Genomic DNA, 16,139 nt, shown 5'->3' with positions numbered 1-16,139 from the left:
GTGGGGAGGGGAGGTGCTGGGCGGCGGATGCGGCTCGGGACGTCAACCGTAGGGCCTTGCGAGCGGGGCCTCGATTGCCGGTCTCGCGTGCGATGAATGTCAGTTGCTGGGCGCGATCGGTGTATGACTCGACTTGGACGGCCGGGTCGCCGCAGTGCTCGGCCATTTCCGCGGCCTGGGCGTAGATGTGCTGGGCTAGCGGCTGGTCGTTGCGGTCGAAGGCCATGAAGCCGGTGATCTCGCCAAGCTGGGCTCCTGCCGCCAGGAGTTGGCGGCCGACGGTCTCGGTGTAGTCGGCCTCGTCCAGCAGATGGCGAGCCCAGGCGAAGTGACGCCGGGCCTGCTCCAGGGCCGCGACGCTGCCCGAGGTGTCGAAGGCGGTTTCCACCTTCAGGCGGCAGGCTTGGAGGTAGCGGACGTGCCCCATGTCGGCGCTTTCGGGAATGCTGAACGTGGGGAGCATCGCTCCGGCCGCCAGTCCGGCCGTCATCTCGTGGAATTCTCGGCGGCTCATGTCCATACCGGCTCCCTGGGGCTCGACGTAGTCGTCCTCTCCCAGGATGCCATTTCGGTCGCCGAGAAGGAGGGGAGCGAGGGCTTTGCGTGGCATGCCCAGAAGATCGGCGATGCGCAGGATCTCTCGGATGTCGTAAAAGGTGTCTCGCTTGCGTCTTTCGATCTTGGAGACCACCGACTGGGACCAGCCGATGAGCTGGCCGAATTCCATCTGGCTCAGGCCGGTGGCCCCGCGGATGATCGCGAGTACGGCGGGCATGTCGGTGCGGGCGAGGGCCTTGCGGAGGGGAACCGAATCCCAGGTCCAGAGGGGGTTCGCGCCGCTGTCGCGCACCTGGGGGAGGCAGGGCGCGCACAGCGGGTCGGGGTTGTAGCGGCTCAATCGGGTGATTCGGCATGCCGGGCAGATTCGATCATTCGTCTGCTCGTTCATCGCACCCCTTCCCGATCAATTCGGTTGTGGTCGGTCGAGTCTTCGGCGTCACTCTAAGCAATTCATCAACATCATCATCTCCGGTGCTCATTTGGCGGGTAGGCCAATGTGGCCTATAGGTCCGTGATCCTCATGGGCTGAACAGGTGTTGGCGGACGGTGATCGTCCCGTCACGCTCGTGAGCGGCCCGCGAAGGCGGGTGCCCAGACATGAGGCGGGCCCGGACGCGGCGAATGCGGCGCCGACCGGGCCCTTGATCCGGACAGAAGGGGTCCGAACCCATGCATGAGCTTAGGGGCGAAACCGATCCGCTGGGGCTGTTGGCCATGCGGCTTTCCGCCGGGGGGCTGGTGGCCGAGTTGACCGCACGTGGACTGCGGGTGACGAGTCCGCAGGTGGAGGGCTGTGGCGCGGAGGCGGCCGGGGTCGTCGTCACGTGCAGGCCGCGTCCCGAGGACGGCAACGCGCCGTGGTTCTACACGAACTGGCAGGGACCGATCGCGCCCATCGACAACGTCACCGACGCGGTCGTGGCGATCCGGGGGTACTTGGCCCGGCCGGGGGGAGACGTGATGACGGCGCCGTTCAGCGTTCAGGTCGAGCGCGCGCTTGCGGAGTTGCGGCGCCGCTTCCCGGGCGTGTGCCTGTGGTGGGGGCTGTACACGAAGCACTTCTGGGCCCTGGTGGAGCAGGACGGACGGGACCGGCTGTTGGAGGCCGAGTCGCCACAGGAGCTTGCGTGGTGGCTGGAGAGGATGCATTCCGGTGCCTCCGCGGTGTCAGACGGTGCCTCTCATCCCAGGGGACGAGCGAGGGATGACGCGCCTCGGGAAGGGATGCGGGGTTCTGCGGGGAGCACGCCCCCGGCTCACGGCGGGACGGGCGCGGCAGTGCAGGCGCGTCCGGCTCCTGCGGTCCAGCCCCCTTCGGCCCTTGGGACGCAGGGGCGTTCGGCGTCTGAGACGCGGGAGGGGCCGGCTCCGGAGCGGACTGAAGCGCAGGCGCGCCCGGGGGCTGGGATGGACTTTCCGGTAGTGCAGACACCCTTGGCTTCTGGGGTGCGGAAGCGTCCGGCCTCTGGGATGCGGGAGTCTTCGGCTTCCGAAGCGCAGGCGCGTTCCTTTCCGGGCGTGCAAGCGCGTTCGGTGTCCGTGATGGGGGTGCCTTCGGAGCCTGGAGAGCGGGGGCGTCCGGCTTCTGCGATGCAGACACGCCCAGCTCCTGAGGTGGGGGCGTCTCCGGGGCTTGAGATGCAGGGGCGTCCCGCCTCTGAGATGCGGACGGGGCCGGCTCCGGCCGTGTGGGAGTCTTCGGTTTCCGGAGCGCGGCGGCGTCCGGGGGCTGGGGTGCAGGAGCGTCCCGTTTCCGCGACGCGGATGGGGGCGGTCACAGCCTCGGGCATGCAAGCGCGTCCGGCTTCCGGACGGCGGGTGCGTTCGGCTTCGGAGATGCAGGTGCCCTCTGCTCCTGGAGCGCTGGGGCGTCCGGCTCCCGGATCGCGCTCGCACCCGGCTTCCGACGTGGGGGTGCTTCCGGCCTCCGAGGGGCGGACGGGTCCTGGAGGGCGGAGGCGTTCGGCTTGGGTGGGGTGGCTCTCACAGTCCGGCGGTGGGCGGCACGTTGCGCCGCGAAGGGTGGGGTTCTGGCGGCGGGTGTTCGGCGCGGCTCTGGTGCCCGGGCGATGAGGGCGGACCGGTGGCCCGTGCTGTTCTCGTGGGACGTCCAGGGGCAGCGGCTCAGCGTGGGAGGGGTGACCGACGACCGGAGCGCCGCGGTGCGCAATGTGCACGCCGTCCTCCAGGGCGCGTCGGGAGCGGCGAGAGGGGCGGTGTGGCGGGTGGCGCTCAGCTTGTCCGGGGAGCCCGCGTACGACCGTCTCGGGACGGTGGGATGGGCATGGCGCGACGACGTGACCGGAGCGGTGTTCTGGATTGAGCCGTAGTCGCGAAGTATCAGCGTCCCGCCTGAACACGGGTTCCCCTACGGCGAGCCGTCGCTCGTGGGGGTCCGGCCGGATAGCGGCCGACGCTGGTGCTCCCGTGACCAGCGTCGGCGCGCTATCGGCGGGGCTCGTCAGCGAGCGCTCGGCGGGGTGTTCTGGGCGGTGAGGTTGCTGAGGCGGCCGTGGGGGTCGAAGGCGGCCTCGATCGTGAAGTCGGGGCCGGTGATGGTGAGTCCGCTGCGGTCGGGGGTGAAAGCGGCGCCGAGTCCGCGCAGGCGGGCGTAGCTGTGGATCGCGCGCCGGTGGTCGGTGAGGGGCGCCTCGGTGACGGCCTGCTGCAGGATGCGCATGACGCGGGGGAACTCCGGGCGCGGCAGTTGGAATTCCGGGTGCTCGAGGAGGAACGCGGCGCGGGTGCCGCGGCCGACGTCGGCGTGGTAGTAGGTCCAGACGCCCGACACGACCTTGGCCGCGTCCAGGAGCATCGCGGCGACGCGGGCCGGTTCGAGGCGGAAGTCGGCGGAGCGGCCGGGCAGCGCGCTGAACGGGACCTCCGCGGACGCCAGCTCGGGGATGCCGTACTGCCGCCCGAAGTCGCGCACCTTCGCGGACGCGGCGGTCAGGGACTCGGGGTAGCCGGTCGGGTTCGCCCACGCCCACAGCCACGACTGCGGGCCGGGGGCGGCGCTGCCGAGCAGGTGGACGCGCGTGCAGGTCAGGTTGCGGCTGCCGGTGAACTCGAACCGCTGTTCCCGCAGGTCGACGCTCCAGTTGTGCTCGCCGACGACCTCCGCGAAGTGCAGCTGGTGCTCCAGGGAGAGTAGCGCTGCGTCATCGAGCACATTGGCAAGAGTGATCGTTTCGGACATGCGAGGCAGGCTACTGGAGGGGTACGACGGGCGGTGACCCGGGCGCAAGGGGCGACGGGGAAAGCGGGCCAGGGCGATGTCGGAGGCGCGTAATACGCTTCCCGCATGACACGGCTTGTCTGATCGGGTCAAGGGTGGCGGGGAGGAGTCGTGACGGTCCGGATCGTGCATCGGCCCGCGCGGACCGTGCAGCCGCTGGCGGCGCAGGAGACGCGGGAGGTGGAGGCGCCGCCGACCTTGCCCGAGGCAGGCGGAGTGGGCGGTCAGGTGTTCGCGATCCTGCCGATCGTCGGGATGATGGGGTCGCTGACGGTGATGACCGTCCTGCGCAATCCGGCGTTCATCGCGCTCGGGGCGGTGATGCTCGTCGCGGCGGTGCTGGTGGGGGCGGCGCTGCTGCTCTCCCGGCGGGGGCAGGTCACCCGGCAGCGGCGCAACCAGCGGGAACGGTACCTGGAGTACCTGGAGGAGCTGCGCGAGGAACTCGGCCGGGCCGAGCGGGAGGCGCGGACGCGGGCGCGGCTGCTGGATCCGCCGCCGGAGGCGCTGTACGACGTCGTGCGGGACCCGGCGCGGCTGTGGGAGCGGCGGCGGCGCGACCCGGACTTCCTGCGGGTGCGCATCGGCACCGGGACGATGCCGGGGGCGGAGCTGAAGCTGCGCGAGCGCGGCACGGCGCTGGCGCCGAGCGATCCGTTCATGCTGGCGGAGGCCCGGGGGGCGGTCCGCCGGTTCGGCACGGCCCCCGACATGCCGCTGACGGTGCCCCTGGACATGGCGGGCAACGTCAGCGTCATCGGCTCCCGGGACGACGTGCTGGCGGTGATGCGGGCGCTGCTGGCGCAGCTCGCCGCGTTCCACGCGCCGGAGGACGCGGCGTTCGCAGTCGCCGCCGACGCGGACCGGATCGGCGACTGGGACTGGGTGAAGTGGCTGCCGCACGTCCTCGATCCGAGGCGCAGGGACGGCGGGGCGCCGCTGCGGCTGGTCGCGCCGACTCCCCGTGCGCTGAGCGCGCTGCTGGCGGACGAGCTGAAGGAACGGACGGACTTCGCCGCCGAGGTGCGGCGCGGCCTGGGGCAGCGGGAGGCGTACCGGCTGCTGCGGCGGCTGGTGGGGGTACACGACCTGTACGGGGGCGTGGCCGCCGACCTGGTGCGGCCGGACGAGACGATCGGCCCGGCGGGCCTGGCGGCGACGGTGATCCACCTGGTGGCGGACCGCACGCAGGAGCCCGGGGACGTGGGCGTGCGCATCACCGTGGACGGCGAGCAGGTGCGGGTGGAGGACCTGCGCGGCGAGGCTCCGGCCGTTCTGGAGGGGACGCTCGACCGGGTGCCCGCGCCGACCGTGCTGGGGTTGGCGCGGATGCTGGCGCCGCTGCGGCTGTCGCGGGAGTCGGTGGGAGGAGGAGTCGGCGTCGCAGGGCGGGACGCTGGACGTCACCAGGCTGCTGGGCGTGGACGAGCCCGAACGGCTGGATCTGGCGAAACTGTGGGCGCCGCGCAGCGAGCGGGCGTTCCTGCGGGTGCCGATCGGGGTGGACGACGCGGGGCGGCCGGTCATCCTCGATTTGAAGGAGGCGGCGCAGCTCGGCATGGGGCCGCACGGGCTGTGCGTGGGCGCCACCGGGTCGGGCAAGAGCGAGCTGCTGCGGACGCTGGTGCTGTCGCTGGCGCTGTCGCACCCGCCCGACCAGGTGTCCATGGTGCTGGTGGACCACAAGGGCGGCGCCACGTTCGCGCCGTTCGAGAAGCTGCCGCACGTGGCGGGCGTCATCACCAACCTGGAGGACGACGCCGGGCTGATCGAGCGCGCCTACGCGAGCCTGTCGGGGGAGGTGCAGCGCAGGCAGCAGGTGCTGCGGGACGCCGGCAACATCGCCAACATCGGCGACTACAACTACCAGCGCGCCCACCACCGGCCCGACCTGCCGCCGCTGCCCCACCTGCTGGTGATCATCGACGAGTTCGGGGAGCTGCTGACGGCGCGGCCCGACTTCATCGAGCTGTTCCTGTCGATCGGGCGGATCGGGCGCAGCATCGGCGTGCACCTGCTGCTGTCGAGCCAGCGCATCGAGGGCGGCAAGCTGCGCGGCCTGGACACGTACCTGTCGTACCGGATCGGGCTGCGCACGTTCTCGGAGGAGGAGTCCCGCACCGTCCTGGACACGCCGGACGCCTTCCATCTGCCCGCGCTGCCGGGGTTCGGGTACCTCAAGGTCGACACCAGCCTCTACCAGCGGTTCAAGGGCGGGTACGTGTCGGGGCCGTACCAGGGGCCGGTGGTGGAGGAGCCCGAGGACGCGGGGCCCGCGCCGGTGCGCCCGTACACCGTGTACAACGCGGCCGCCGACGCGCCGGACCGTCCGCCGGCGAGGAGGGGCGGCTGCCGGAGCGGACGGCCGGGCCCACGCTGCTGGACGTGCTGGTCGGCCAGTTGACGGGCGAGCGCGTCCAGACCATCTGGCTGCCGCCGCTGCCCGCGGCGGTCACGCTGGACGCCGTCACCGGCCCGGTGGGGGTCACCGGTGACGGCATGCGGGCGTCCGCGCGGGTCGCGCCGCTGCGGGTGCCGGTCGGGCTGCTGGACGATCCGCGCCGGCAGTGGCAGGGCCGCTGGGACCTCGACCTGACGGCCGCGGGCGGCCACATCGCGATCATCGGCGGGCCGCAGACGGGCAAGACGACGCTGCTGCGCACGCTGGTGCTGTCGCTGGCGCTGACCCACTCCCCCGCCCAGGTGGCGGTGTACGGGGTCGATCTGGTGGGCGGCGGTCTGCAGGCGCTGGCGGGGCTGCCGAACGTCGGCGGCGTCGCCGGGCGCGCCGACCGGGAGCGGGTGCGCCGCACGGTCGAGGAGGTGCTGGGCATGCTCGACCACCGCCAGGAGGTCTTCCGGCTGCACGGCATCGACTCGGTCGCCGGGCTGCGGCGGCTGCACGCCGCCGGGCGGGTGCCCGAGCTCGCGTGCGCCGACGTCGTCCTGGTCATCGACGGGTTCGGGGCGCTGCGCGACGACTTCGAGGAGATCGACGAGCCGGTGTCGGACCTGCTGCAGCGCGGCAGCGGCTACGGCATCCACGTCGTGGCCGGGATGCTGCGCTGGAACGACGTGCGCATCGCCATGCAGTCGAACTTCGGGCAGCGGGTCGAGCTGCGGCTGAACGACCCGACCGACTCGGCCGTCGACCGCAAGCTCGCCGAGACCATCGCCGCGGACCTGCCGGGGCGGGCCCTCACCGACGGCAGGCTGTTCGGGCATGTCGCGCTGCCGCGGTTCGACGGCGTGCCCGACACCGACGACCTCGGCGGCGTGGTGGAGGCGGTGGCGCGGGCGGTCCGCGCGTCCTGGACCGGCCCGGCCGCGCCGCCGGTGCGGGTGCTGCCGCACCGGCTGCCCGCCGCGGCACTGCCCGGCCCGGCCCGGATGCCGGACGCGGTGCCGCTCGGCGTGGACGAGCGGGCGCTCGAACCGGTCGGGCTCGACCTGTTCGACCAGGACCAGAACCTGATCGTGCTGGGGGACGGCGGGTGCGGCAAGACGAACCTGCTGCGGCTCGTCGCCGAGGGGCTGGTCGGCCGGTACTCGCCGGAGGAGGTCGTGTTCGCGGTGATGGATCCGCGGCGCCGCCTGCGCGAGGTGGTGCCGGAGCCGTATCTGGGCGGCTACGCGGGCAGCGCGCGGCCGGCCGCGGGGCTGTCCGTGGGCGTCGCCAAGGAGTTGGAGGCCCGGATGCCCGACTCCGACTCGGCCGAGGGCCGTTGGAGCGGCGGGCCGCGGGTGGTCGTGCTCGTCGACGACTACGACCTGCTCACGACGGCCGGGCAGCAGCCGCTCGAACCGTTCGTGCCGTTCGTGCCGAGCGGACGCGACATCGGGCTGCACTTCGTGGTGGCGCGGCGGGTGGCCGGGGCGGCGCGGGGGTTGTACGAGCCGTTGCTGCTGGCCGTCCGGGAGACGGGCGCGGCGGTGCTGCTGATGTCGGGCGACCGGTCCGAGGGGCAGCTGTTCCCGCCGCTGTATCCGGCTCCGCAGCCGCCCGGCAGGGGGTTCTGGATCCAGCGGGGCGGCACGCCGCGGCTGATCCAGACCGCCGTGGCGGAGGCACAGCCCGACGCGCCGCAGCCGGACGCGCCGAAGCCGGCGGGCGGCGTTCCGGTGCCCGGGCCGGAGGGCGGGCGGTGATGCCCTAGCGGCTTGTTGCATATCATTCGCAGGTGCACTCATATCGCATAAGGACGGCGCGGGCGGACGATCTCGACGGGGCGCGGTCGGTGATGCTCGACACCGTGTACCGCGACTTCGGCACGGGCTACGTGCCGCGCTGGCACCGCGACATCATCGACCCGGAGGGCGCCTACCTGGCGTCCCCCCGGCACACACTGCTGGTGGCGGTGGACGAGCGCGACGGCGTGGTCGCCACGGCCGCGTTGGACTCGCGCGGGCCCGAGGCCCCGCCGAATCCGTGGCGCGTGGCCGCGCGGTTCCCGTCCGGGAAGACGGCGCAGTTGCGGCGGGTGTACGTGCGCCCGGAGCACCGGCGGCGCGGGCTGGCCCGGCGGCTGGTCGGGGGGCTGCTGGAGTTCGCGGCGGCCGACGGCGGTTACGCCGCGGTCTACCTGCACACCGACCCGTCCGTGCCGGGCGCGGAGAGCTTCTGGCGGTCGCTGGGCACCGTCGTGTGCGACGAGCGGGCCGAGGAGCCGGACGGCGGGCAGGGCATCGTCCACTTCGAGATCCCCATGCCCGGCCGGTAGACCCGTGGGAGGAACCATGTTCTCGCTGTGTCGCCGACTGGTGCCCGGTGTGCTGCTCGTCCCGCTGCTGTCCGGCTGCTTCGCCCAGTCCGGCGGGGGCTCGGCGGATTCCGGGGGCGGCGCGCGGCTGCGCGTCACGCTCGCGTTCCCGCCCACGCAGAACTTCTCGCCCTACGGCCAGGACGGCGTCACCCTGGCCCGGCTCGGCGTCGCCGAAGGGCTGACCCGGTTGGACGCCAACGGCAGCGCCGTGCCCGCGCTGGCCGAGTCCTGGCACAGCGAGCGCGACGGCCGCAGCTGGCTGTTCACAGTGCGGGAGGCCACGTTCCAGGACGGCACCGAGGTCACCCCGGCCGCCGTCGCCGCCTCCCTCAACCGCGCGGCGCAGGCCAAGCCGGTTCCGGCCGCGCTGTCGGGCGTCACGCTGACGGCGCAGGCGGCCGAGGGGCGGCGGGTGCGGGTCAGCACCGCCGAACCCGACCCGGTGCTGCCGCTGCGGCTGTCCAACCCGAGCCTGGCGGTGTTCTCGGCGAAGGCGTACGCGGGCGGCCGGGTGAATCCGGTCGGCACGGCCACCGGCCCGTTCCGGCTGGCGAAGGTCAGCGGCACGGGCGGCGCGACGTTGGAACGTTACGACGGCTACTGGGGCGGACGCGCCCACGCCTCCGGCATCGACGCCCGGTTCGTCCCGGACGGCACCGCACGCGCCAACGCCGTGCGCACGGGCGGGACGGACATCGCCGAGGCCATCCCCGTCGCGCAGGCGTCCTCGCTGGACAAGGGCGCCGTCCGGGAGACGGCCACGCCCCGCCTCACCGCGCTGTACCTCAACACCCGGTCGGAGGTGTTCGGCGACCCGGCGCGGCGCGCCGCCGCCCGTGAGGCGGTCGACCCCGCGGCGCTGGCCAAGGACGTGTACGAGGGGCGCGCCGACCCCGGTGACGGGCTGTTCGGGCCCGCGCTGACCTGGGCGGCGGACCGGCGCGTGCAGCCGTCCGGGCGGGCGCGGCCGAGCGGCCCCGGCGGCGCGGCCATCACGCTGGCCACCTACGACAACCGGCCCGAGCTGCCCGAGGTCGCCCAGGTGCTGCAGCAGCGGCTGCAGCGGGCGGGCTTCAAGGTGGAGCTGGTCGTCCGGGACTACTCGCGGCTGGAGAGCGACGCCCTGGCCGGGAAGTTCGACGCGGTCGTCGCGGCCCGCAACATGATGCTCGACACCGGCGACCCGGTGTCCGTCCTGGCCGGCGACTTCACCTGCGACGGCGGCTACAACCTGGCGCGGCTGTGCGACGAGAAGGTGGACCAGGCCGTGGCGCGTGCCGCTTCCGCGGCCGGCGCGGACGAACGGCGGGACGCGGTCATGGCGGCGGAGGCGGCGGTGCTGGGCACGGACGCGGTCGTCCCGCTCGTCCACCAGAAGGTCATCACCGGGGTGGGGTCCTCGGTGCGGGGGGCGGTGCTGGACCCGTACGAGCGGCTGCTGGTCGGCACCGGAACACGGCGCTGAGCGGGCGCGGCGGGGGAAGCATGCGTGCCGCCCTCAGGGGATTCGCCATGAGCAACGGGCCGGTTCTGCTCTGGCGGGGGGCGCTCGTCGCCGTGCTGCTGTGCGGGATCGGCCTGCTGCCCTGGCTGTCGCGCACCGACCCCGCGCTGACCGTCCTGAAGGCGCGTTCGGCCGAACGCGACCCCACGCCCGAGGTGCTGCAGGCGATCCGGGACGAACTCGGGTTGGACGCGGGGCCGGTGCGGCTGCTCGGCCGGTGGCTCGGCGGGCTGCTGCACGGGGACGCGGGCACCTCGTGGGTGTCGGGGACCGAAGTGCTGCCCGCCGTCGCGCAGGGATTGGGCGTGTCCCTGCTGCTGATGGCCGGGGCACTGGTGGTCGCAGCGCTGACGGCGGCGGCGGTGTGCGCGCGCACGCTGTGGCTCGGGGCGCGGCAACGGCCCGTCGGGCGGTCGGCCGGAGGCGGGGCGGCGGTGCTGGCGGCTTTGCCGGAGTTCCTGACCGCCTCCGTACTGGCCACCGTGGTCGGCGTGCAGCTCGGCTGGCTGCCCGCACTCGGCTGGTACGGGCCCCGGTGGATGGTGCTGCCCGCGCTCGCCCTGGGCCTGCCCACGGGCGCGGTGCTGGGACGCATGCTGGACGACCTCCTCCCCGGCGCGTTCGGCGAACCCTGGGCGCTGGCCGCCGCCGCCCGCGGCCTGCCGGGGCGGAGCATCGCGCGGCAGGCGGTGCGGCGGGCCGTGCCCGGTGTGCTGCCGAACCTGGGGGTCTTCGCCGTGGGCCTGACCGGCGGCTCGGTCGCCGTGGAGCAGGTCTTCGACATCCCCGGGCTCGGACGGCTCACCCTGGACGCGGCCATCGCCCAGGACCTGCCCGTCCTGCAGACCGGAACACTCGCCCTCATCCTGCTCGCCGCCACCGCCGGAGGGCTCGCCCGGCTCGCAGCACGGCTGCTGCTGGGCCGCGCCCTGCGCGACGGTGCGCTCCAGTCGCTGCACCGGCCGACGCGGTCCGCGCCCCGGGTGCTGCCGTGGGTGTACGGGGGGCTGCTGCTCGGCGTCATCGGGCTGGGGCTTCTGCACGACCCTCTGGCGGTGGACACCTCCGCCCGACTCCAGGCGCCCTCGCTCGCCCACCCGTTCGGCACGGACGCGCTGGGACGGGACGTACTGGCGCGGGTGGGGCACGGGGCGTTCCGCACGCTCGCCATCGCCTGCGCCGTGAGCGCCGTCGCCCTGGTGGCGGGGGTGCTGCTGGGCCTGCTGCCCCGGCTGTCCGGTCCTCTGGTGGACACGGTCAACGCCGTGCCGCCCGTACTGGCCGGGTTGCTCGCCGCCGGGATCGCGGGCGGCACCCCGTGGACGCCCGCCCTCGCCGTGGCGGCGGTGGCCTGGTCGCCGTTGGCCGCGCACACGTCCGCGCTGCTCCGGCAGGAACGCGCCACCGTGCACCTGGCCGCGACGCGCGCGCTTGGGGCGGGACGCTGGTACCTGCTGCGGTACGAACTGCTGCCTGCGATCCTTCCCCCGGTCGTGCGGCACGCCCTGTTGCGGTTGCCGGGCATCGCCCTGGCGTTGGCGGCGTTGGGCTTTCTCGGGCTGGGCGCACAACCGCCGTCCCCGGAATGGGGCCTGCTGCTCGCCGAGAACCAGCCGTATGCCGAACGCGCCCCCTGGGCCGTCCTGGCCCCAGCATGCGCCCTGGCGCTGCTGGGTGCATTCGCGGTAATGGCAGCCGGTGGAGTGCGCCACCCGTGGCGCCGCCGCCGACCGCACAACGCCGCCCAGGCAACCGCGCCCACCGTGCCCTCCGCGGACGCCCCGTGATCCCCCTGCCTGCGGCCGCGAGACGACCTCGCAGCGGGTTCCGGCCAGTGCGGACGTTGGCGGAGTTGGCCTTGCTGCCGTGCCTGTTGGAGGCGCTCTGGAGGGCGCTCGCTGTCCCCGGGGAACGCCGCGGGATCCGCTTCCTGGCTGTGGCCGCCAGGCGGGCCCGTAGCAGGTCTCGGCGGGTGTGGAGGGGGTGGAGTCCGCTCGCGCTGTGGCGGCTGTCGGTGGCGTCCTGGAGGTCGCCCGCGGTCTTGGAGGAGGTCAGGTGATCGGCTCCCTGGCAGCGGTCCGGAGGCGGGTTCGTGGCGGGGGTCGGCGGATGGGGACGTGGCGGAGCCTGCCTGCGCTGCCGCGTCTGCTGATCCTCACGCAGTTCGCCTTCAACGTGGGTTTCTACGCCGTCCTGCCGTTCCTGGCGGAGCACCTCGGCGGCACCGTCGGCTTGGCGGGGTGGCTGGTCGGGCTGGTGCTGGGGCTGCGGACGTTCAGCCAGCAGGGCCTGTTCGTCGTCGGGGGCGCGCTCGTCGACCGGTTCGGGGTGCGGCCGATCGTGCTCGTGGGCTGCGCGCTGCGGATCGCCGGATTCGCCTGGCTCGGATACGCGCAGGCCGTCTGGGCGGTGGTCGGGGCCGTCCTGCTGATCGGGTTCGCCGCCGCGCTGTTCTCCCCCGCGGTGGAGTCGGAGATCGCCCGGCAGGCGGTGTGCTGGGAGGAGGCGGGAGGCGGCCCCCGCGCGAACGTGCTGGCGCTGTTCACCGTGGCGAGCCAGGCGGGGGCGTTCGTGGGGCCGCTGCTGGGCGCGCTGCTGCTGGCCGTGGACTTCCGCGCGGCCTGCCTCACCGGGGCGGGCGTGTTCGTGGCGGTGCTCGCCGGGCATTTCCGGCTGCTGCCCCAGCACATCCCCGGCCGCGCCAGGACACGCCTTGGCGGAGGCGTGCGGCCGATGCTGCGCAACCGCCGCTTCCTGGCCGTGTGCTGCGCCTACGGCGCCTACCTGCTGGCGTACAACCAGCTGTACCTCGCCCTGCCCGAAGAGGTGGAACGGGCCGCGGGCTCGCAGGCTCCCCTGGCGTGGCTGTTCGCGTTGTCGTCCCTGCTGGTCGTCGTGGCGCAACTGCCGGTGACGCGGTGGGCGGCGGACCGGCTGGACCTGCGCCGCTCCGTGGCCGCGGGCCTGCTGGCCATCTCGGCGGGGTTCGCGGTGGTGGCGGCGGTCCGCCCGGCCGGGTGGACCGGCATAGGTGGCCTTGTACCCGCTGCGGGGTTCGTCGTCCTGCTCACCCTGGGGCAGATGCTGGTCGCCCCTGCCGCGCGGGCGTGGGTGCCCGATCTGGCCGAGGACGGTCGTCTCGGCCTGTACACGGGCGCGATGTCGTCGATCTCCGGGCTCATCGTGCTCGTCGGCAGCGCGGCCACGGGCTCACTGCTGGATTCGGCGCTGCCCCCGGCCGTGCCCTGGCTCGTCCTCGCGGTGGTCCCTGTGGCGTCCCTGGTGCTGCTGCCCCGGCCCCAGCGCGCATAGGGGCCGGTCCTTTCCCGTTCGGCCCCAGAATGGGGACATGGGGAAACGTCGGGCGTGTCCGTGCGGGACGTCGGTGCCGTACGCGCAGTGTTGCGGACGGCTGCACGGGGGCACCGCGCAGGCCGAGACGGCAGAGCAGCTCATGCGGTCCCGCTACAGCGCCTTCGCCGTGGGGGAGACGGATTATCTGCTCAAAAGCTGGCATCCCGCGACGCGGCCCCCGCACCTGGAACTCGACCCCGGCATCCGCTGGCGGCGCCTGGAGATCCTGCGCGTCGCCGACGGCGGGCCGTCCGACCGCAAGGGCACGGTGGAGTTCCGCGCCCACTACACGCAGGGCGGGCAGCCGGGCGAACTGCACGAGGTCAGCCGGTTCGTCCGGCACGACGACGCCTGGGTCTACGTCCAGGGCAAGGTGCTCTAGCCGAAGCCGTGGTTCAGCGGCGGGCCGTGATGCGGGTCGGCAGGGACGCGAAGCCGCGGTCGTTGGAGGAGTGGACGCGTTCGACGGCGTCGTCGTCGATCTCGTAGTCGGCGATGGCGCCGACCAGCTCGCCCAGGGCGATGCGGGCCTCCAGGCGGCCCAGGTTGGAGCCCAGGCAGTGGTGGCGGCCGTTGCCGAACGCCAGGGACGGCCCGGTGTCCCGGTCGAGGTCGAAGCGGTCGGGGTCGGAGAACACCTGCGGGTCGCGGTTGGCCGACCCCACCAGCAGCAGGACGCGCGCGTCCGCCGGGATCTTCACGCCGTGCAGTTCGACGTCCTCGCTGGTGGTGCGGGCCAGCGCCTGCGTGGGCGGGTCCCAGCGCAGGGTCTCCTCGATCCAGTCCTCGACGCGTCCGGCGAAGGCGCGGGCGCGTTCGTCCGGGTGCTTCCAGGCGGCGTGCCAGGCGTTGCCGAGCAGCAGCATCGTGGTCTCGATGCCCGCGCCGACCAGCAGGATCAGCACCCCGACGATCTCCTCGGGGGTGAGCCGGTCGTCGCCCTCGGCGGCGTCCAGCAGGCCCGACAGCAGGTCGTCGCGGCGCTCGCGGGCGCGCTCGGCGGTCAGCTCGGTGTAGTAGCCGACGAGCGCGCCGATGGCCTGCAGCGCCTCCGGCGGCAGGTCGGTGGCCTCCTCGTCCCGGTACATGATGGCCATGCCGAGGTCGCGCAGCCGGTCGCGGTCGGCCTCCGGCACGCCGACCAGCTCGGAGATCACGTCGGTGGGGAAGCGCCCGGCGAACTCCATCAGGTCGAAGGCGCCGCCGTCCAGCAGCGGTTCGAGGTGGGCGCGGGCGATCTCGCGCAGCCGCGGTTCGAGGGCCTGCACGCGGCGCTGGGTGAAGGCGCGGGAGACCAGGCCGCGCATGCGGGTGTGCTTGGGCGGGTCCATCGCGACGAACGAGAAGAACTTCTCCGCGTCCGGCCCCCAGAACGCGGGCTCGATGCGCAGGCCGTTGCGGCTGGAGAAGCGGTCGGAGTCGCGCAGCGCCGCGAGGATGTCGGCGTGCCGGGACAGCGCCCAGAAGTCGTCCTGCTCGTTGCGGTAGACGGGCGCCTCCTCGCGCAGGCGCGCGTAGACCGGGTACGGGTCCTCCTGCACGTCGAAGTCGTACGGGCTGTAGAAGAGATCCATCGTCTACGCCTTCCGGCTCGGCGGGCCGCCGCAACGAGCCGATCATGTCCTGATTTGTAGTGACACGCCAGCTGTTTGCCGACAAGTTTCGCGTTTGAGACAAGGTGGACGCTCCGGGCTGTGCGCGTCCAGGCACAATGGGACGCGCCCACCCGACACCCGCACGCGGCGTTCCCGGCGAAACGAGGTCATCGTGGACAACGAAGGGGCACCCCCGGGGATCGATCAGACCAAGGCGCACCCCAGCCGCAGGTACAACTACTGGCTCGGCGGCAAGGACAACTTCGCCGTGGACCGGGAGTCGGCGGAGACGGTCGCCTCCGGGTTCCCCACGGTGCGCCTGGCGGCCGTGGAGAACCGGCGGTTCCTCAAGCGCGCGGTGTCGTACCTGGCCGCCGAGCGCGGCATCCGGCAGTTCCTGGACATCGGCACGGGCCTGCCGTCGGCGGGCAACGTCCACGAGGTCGCCCAGGAGATCGACCCCGGCGCGCGCGTCGTCTACGTCGACAACGACCCCATCGTGCTCGTGCACGCCCGCGCGCTGCTCACCAGCTCGCCCGAGGGCGCGACCGCCTACCTGGACGCGGACCTGCGCGAACCCGACAAGATCATGTCGCATCCGGAGCTGCACGCCACCCTGGACCTGACGCGGCCGGTGGCGCTGATGCTCGTCGCGATCCTGCACTTCCTGACCGACGACGATGACCCCTACGGCATCCTCGCCCGGCTGCTGGAGCCGCTCCCGCCCGGCAGCCATGTCGTGATCACGCACGCGACCGGCGACTATCTGACGCCCGAGCAGTACGCCGAGGCCGTCGCGGCCAACGAACGCAGCGGAGTGCCGTTCCGGCTGCGCTCCCGGGACGAGTTCACCCGCTTCTTCAACGGACTGGAGCTGCTGCCGCCCGGCATCACCTCGGTCGTCGAGTGGCGCCCCGAGGACGCGCCGGAAGCGCGCCCGCCCGTCGACAAGGTCTCCATGTACGGCGGCGTGGCCTACCTCCCCTGATCGCCCCCGCACCGCCTTGCGCCGCGCAGCGCAAATATTGGCGCGGGCTTGGTTGGGAAAACGCAGCCCTTCCGCAAGCGTGGAAAACAGAGCCGCGCGCATGACGCCACGCGCATGAACTGCGCACATGAGCCAT

At 73.3% G+C, this 16,139-nt stretch carries 10 protein-coding genes and 1 pseudogene; 8 read left to right on the top strand and 3 right to left on the bottom strand.

Features of this window, described 5'->3' with window-relative positions; genetic code table 11:
* Positions 1-949 (bottom strand): helix-turn-helix domain-containing protein (locus tag ABD879_RS15795; RefSeq protein ID WP_345022119.1); only part of this gene is annotated, 949 nt, incomplete at its 3' end.
* A gap of 1,681 nt (positions 950-2,630) precedes the next feature.
* Between ABD879_RS15795 and ABD879_RS15790 the strand changes: the two genes are divergently transcribed.
* Positions 2,631-2,891, top strand: a complete 261-nt coding sequence (locus ABD879_RS15790) for a hypothetical protein (RefSeq protein WP_345022117.1) — start codon at positions 2,631-2,633, stop codon at positions 2,889-2,891.
* A 131-nt stretch (positions 2,892-3,022) separates the two neighbouring features.
* On the opposite strand, the gene ABD879_RS15785 is transcribed toward ABD879_RS15790, so the two are convergent.
* Complete coding sequence (locus ABD879_RS15785; RefSeq protein ID WP_345022115.1) at positions 3,023-3,760, bottom strand: DUF6882 domain-containing protein; 738 nt, start codon at positions 3,758-3,760, stop codon at positions 3,023-3,025.
* Between the two features lie 150 nt (positions 3,761-3,910).
* Here ABD879_RS15785 and eccCa point away from each other — a divergent pair.
* The 6 genes and pseudogenes from eccCa to ABD879_RS15755 all read left to right on the top strand — a co-directional run.
* Positions 3,911-7,873, top strand: a pseudogene (eccCa, locus tag ABD879_RS15780) (type VII secretion protein EccCa); the annotation flags it as partial.
* Positions 7,874-7,980: 107 nt separating this feature from the next.
* The gene (locus ABD879_RS15775) at positions 7,981-8,520 is read left to right on the top strand and encodes a GNAT family N-acetyltransferase (protein ID WP_345022113.1); all 540 of its coding nucleotides are present in this window, start codon (positions 7,981-7,983) and stop codon (positions 8,518-8,520) included.
* A 16-nt stretch (positions 8,521-8,536) separates the two neighbouring features.
* Positions 8,537-10,027, top strand: a complete 1,491-nt coding sequence (locus ABD879_RS15770) for an ABC transporter substrate-binding protein (protein ID WP_345022111.1) — start codon at positions 8,537-8,539, stop codon at positions 10,025-10,027.
* A gap of 47 nt (positions 10,028-10,074) precedes the next feature.
* Positions 10,075-11,853: an ABC transporter permease subunit gene (locus ABD879_RS15765; protein WP_345022109.1), complete on the top strand. Its 1,779-nt coding sequence runs from the start codon at positions 10,075-10,077 to the stop codon at positions 11,851-11,853.
* A gap of 322 nt (positions 11,854-12,175) precedes the next feature.
* Positions 12,176-13,378, top strand: a complete 1,203-nt coding sequence (locus ABD879_RS15760) for an MDR family MFS transporter (RefSeq protein WP_345022107.1) — start codon at positions 12,176-12,178, stop codon at positions 13,376-13,378.
* 37 nt (positions 13,379-13,415) lie between these two features.
* Complete coding sequence (locus ABD879_RS15755; RefSeq protein WP_345022105.1) at positions 13,416-13,802, top strand: YchJ family protein; 387 nt, start codon at positions 13,416-13,418, stop codon at positions 13,800-13,802.
* Positions 13,803-13,815: 13 nt separating this feature from the next.
* Here ABD879_RS15755 and ABD879_RS15750 read toward each other — a convergent pair whose 3' ends face one another.
* Positions 13,816-14,994: a cytochrome P450 gene (locus tag ABD879_RS15750; protein WP_345022103.1), complete on the bottom strand. Its 1,179-nt coding sequence runs from the start codon at positions 14,992-14,994 to the stop codon at positions 13,816-13,818.
* Between the two features lie 193 nt (positions 14,995-15,187).
* On the opposite strand from ABD879_RS15750, the gene ABD879_RS15745 reads away from it, so the two are divergent.
* Positions 15,188-16,003 carry an SAM-dependent methyltransferase gene (locus tag ABD879_RS15745; protein WP_345022101.1) on the top strand — a complete coding sequence of 272 codons (816 nt, stop codon included), beginning with the start codon at positions 15,188-15,190 and terminating at the stop codon, positions 16,001-16,003.
* Positions 16,004-16,139: the final 136 nt, after the last annotated feature.

Source organism: Actinomadura keratinilytica (genome assembly GCF_039539665.1).
Lineage (GTDB): Bacteria > Actinomycetota > Actinomycetes > Streptosporangiales > Streptosporangiaceae > Spirillospora > Spirillospora keratinilytica.
The sequence above is the reverse complement of the archived record's forward strand: the minus strand, read 5'-3'. Positions and strand labels throughout refer to the sequence as shown.

Coding starts and splice junctions, on each gene's coding strand:
- ABD879_RS15790 (WP_345022117.1), top strand. CDS start 2,631: ATGAGGGCGGACCGGTGGCCCGTGCTGTTCTCGTGGGACGTCCAGGGG.
- ABD879_RS15785 (WP_345022115.1), bottom strand. CDS start 3,760: ATGTCCGAAACGATCACTCTTGCCAATGTGCTCGATGACGCAGCGCTA.
- ABD879_RS15770 (WP_345022111.1), top strand. CDS start 8,537: ATGTTCTCGCTGTGTCGCCGACTGGTGCCCGGTGTGCTGCTCGTCCCG.
- ABD879_RS15765 (WP_345022109.1), top strand. CDS start 10,075: ATGAGCAACGGGCCGGTTCTGCTCTGGCGGGGGGCGCTCGTCGCCGTG.
- ABD879_RS15760 (WP_345022107.1), top strand. CDS start 12,176: ATGGGGACGTGGCGGAGCCTGCCTGCGCTGCCGCGTCTGCTGATCCTC.
- ABD879_RS15755 (WP_345022105.1), top strand. CDS start 13,416: ATGGGGAAACGTCGGGCGTGTCCGTGCGGGACGTCGGTGCCGTACGCG.
- ABD879_RS15750 (WP_345022103.1), bottom strand. CDS start 14,994: ATGGATCTCTTCTACAGCCCGTACGACTTCGACGTGCAGGAGGACCCG.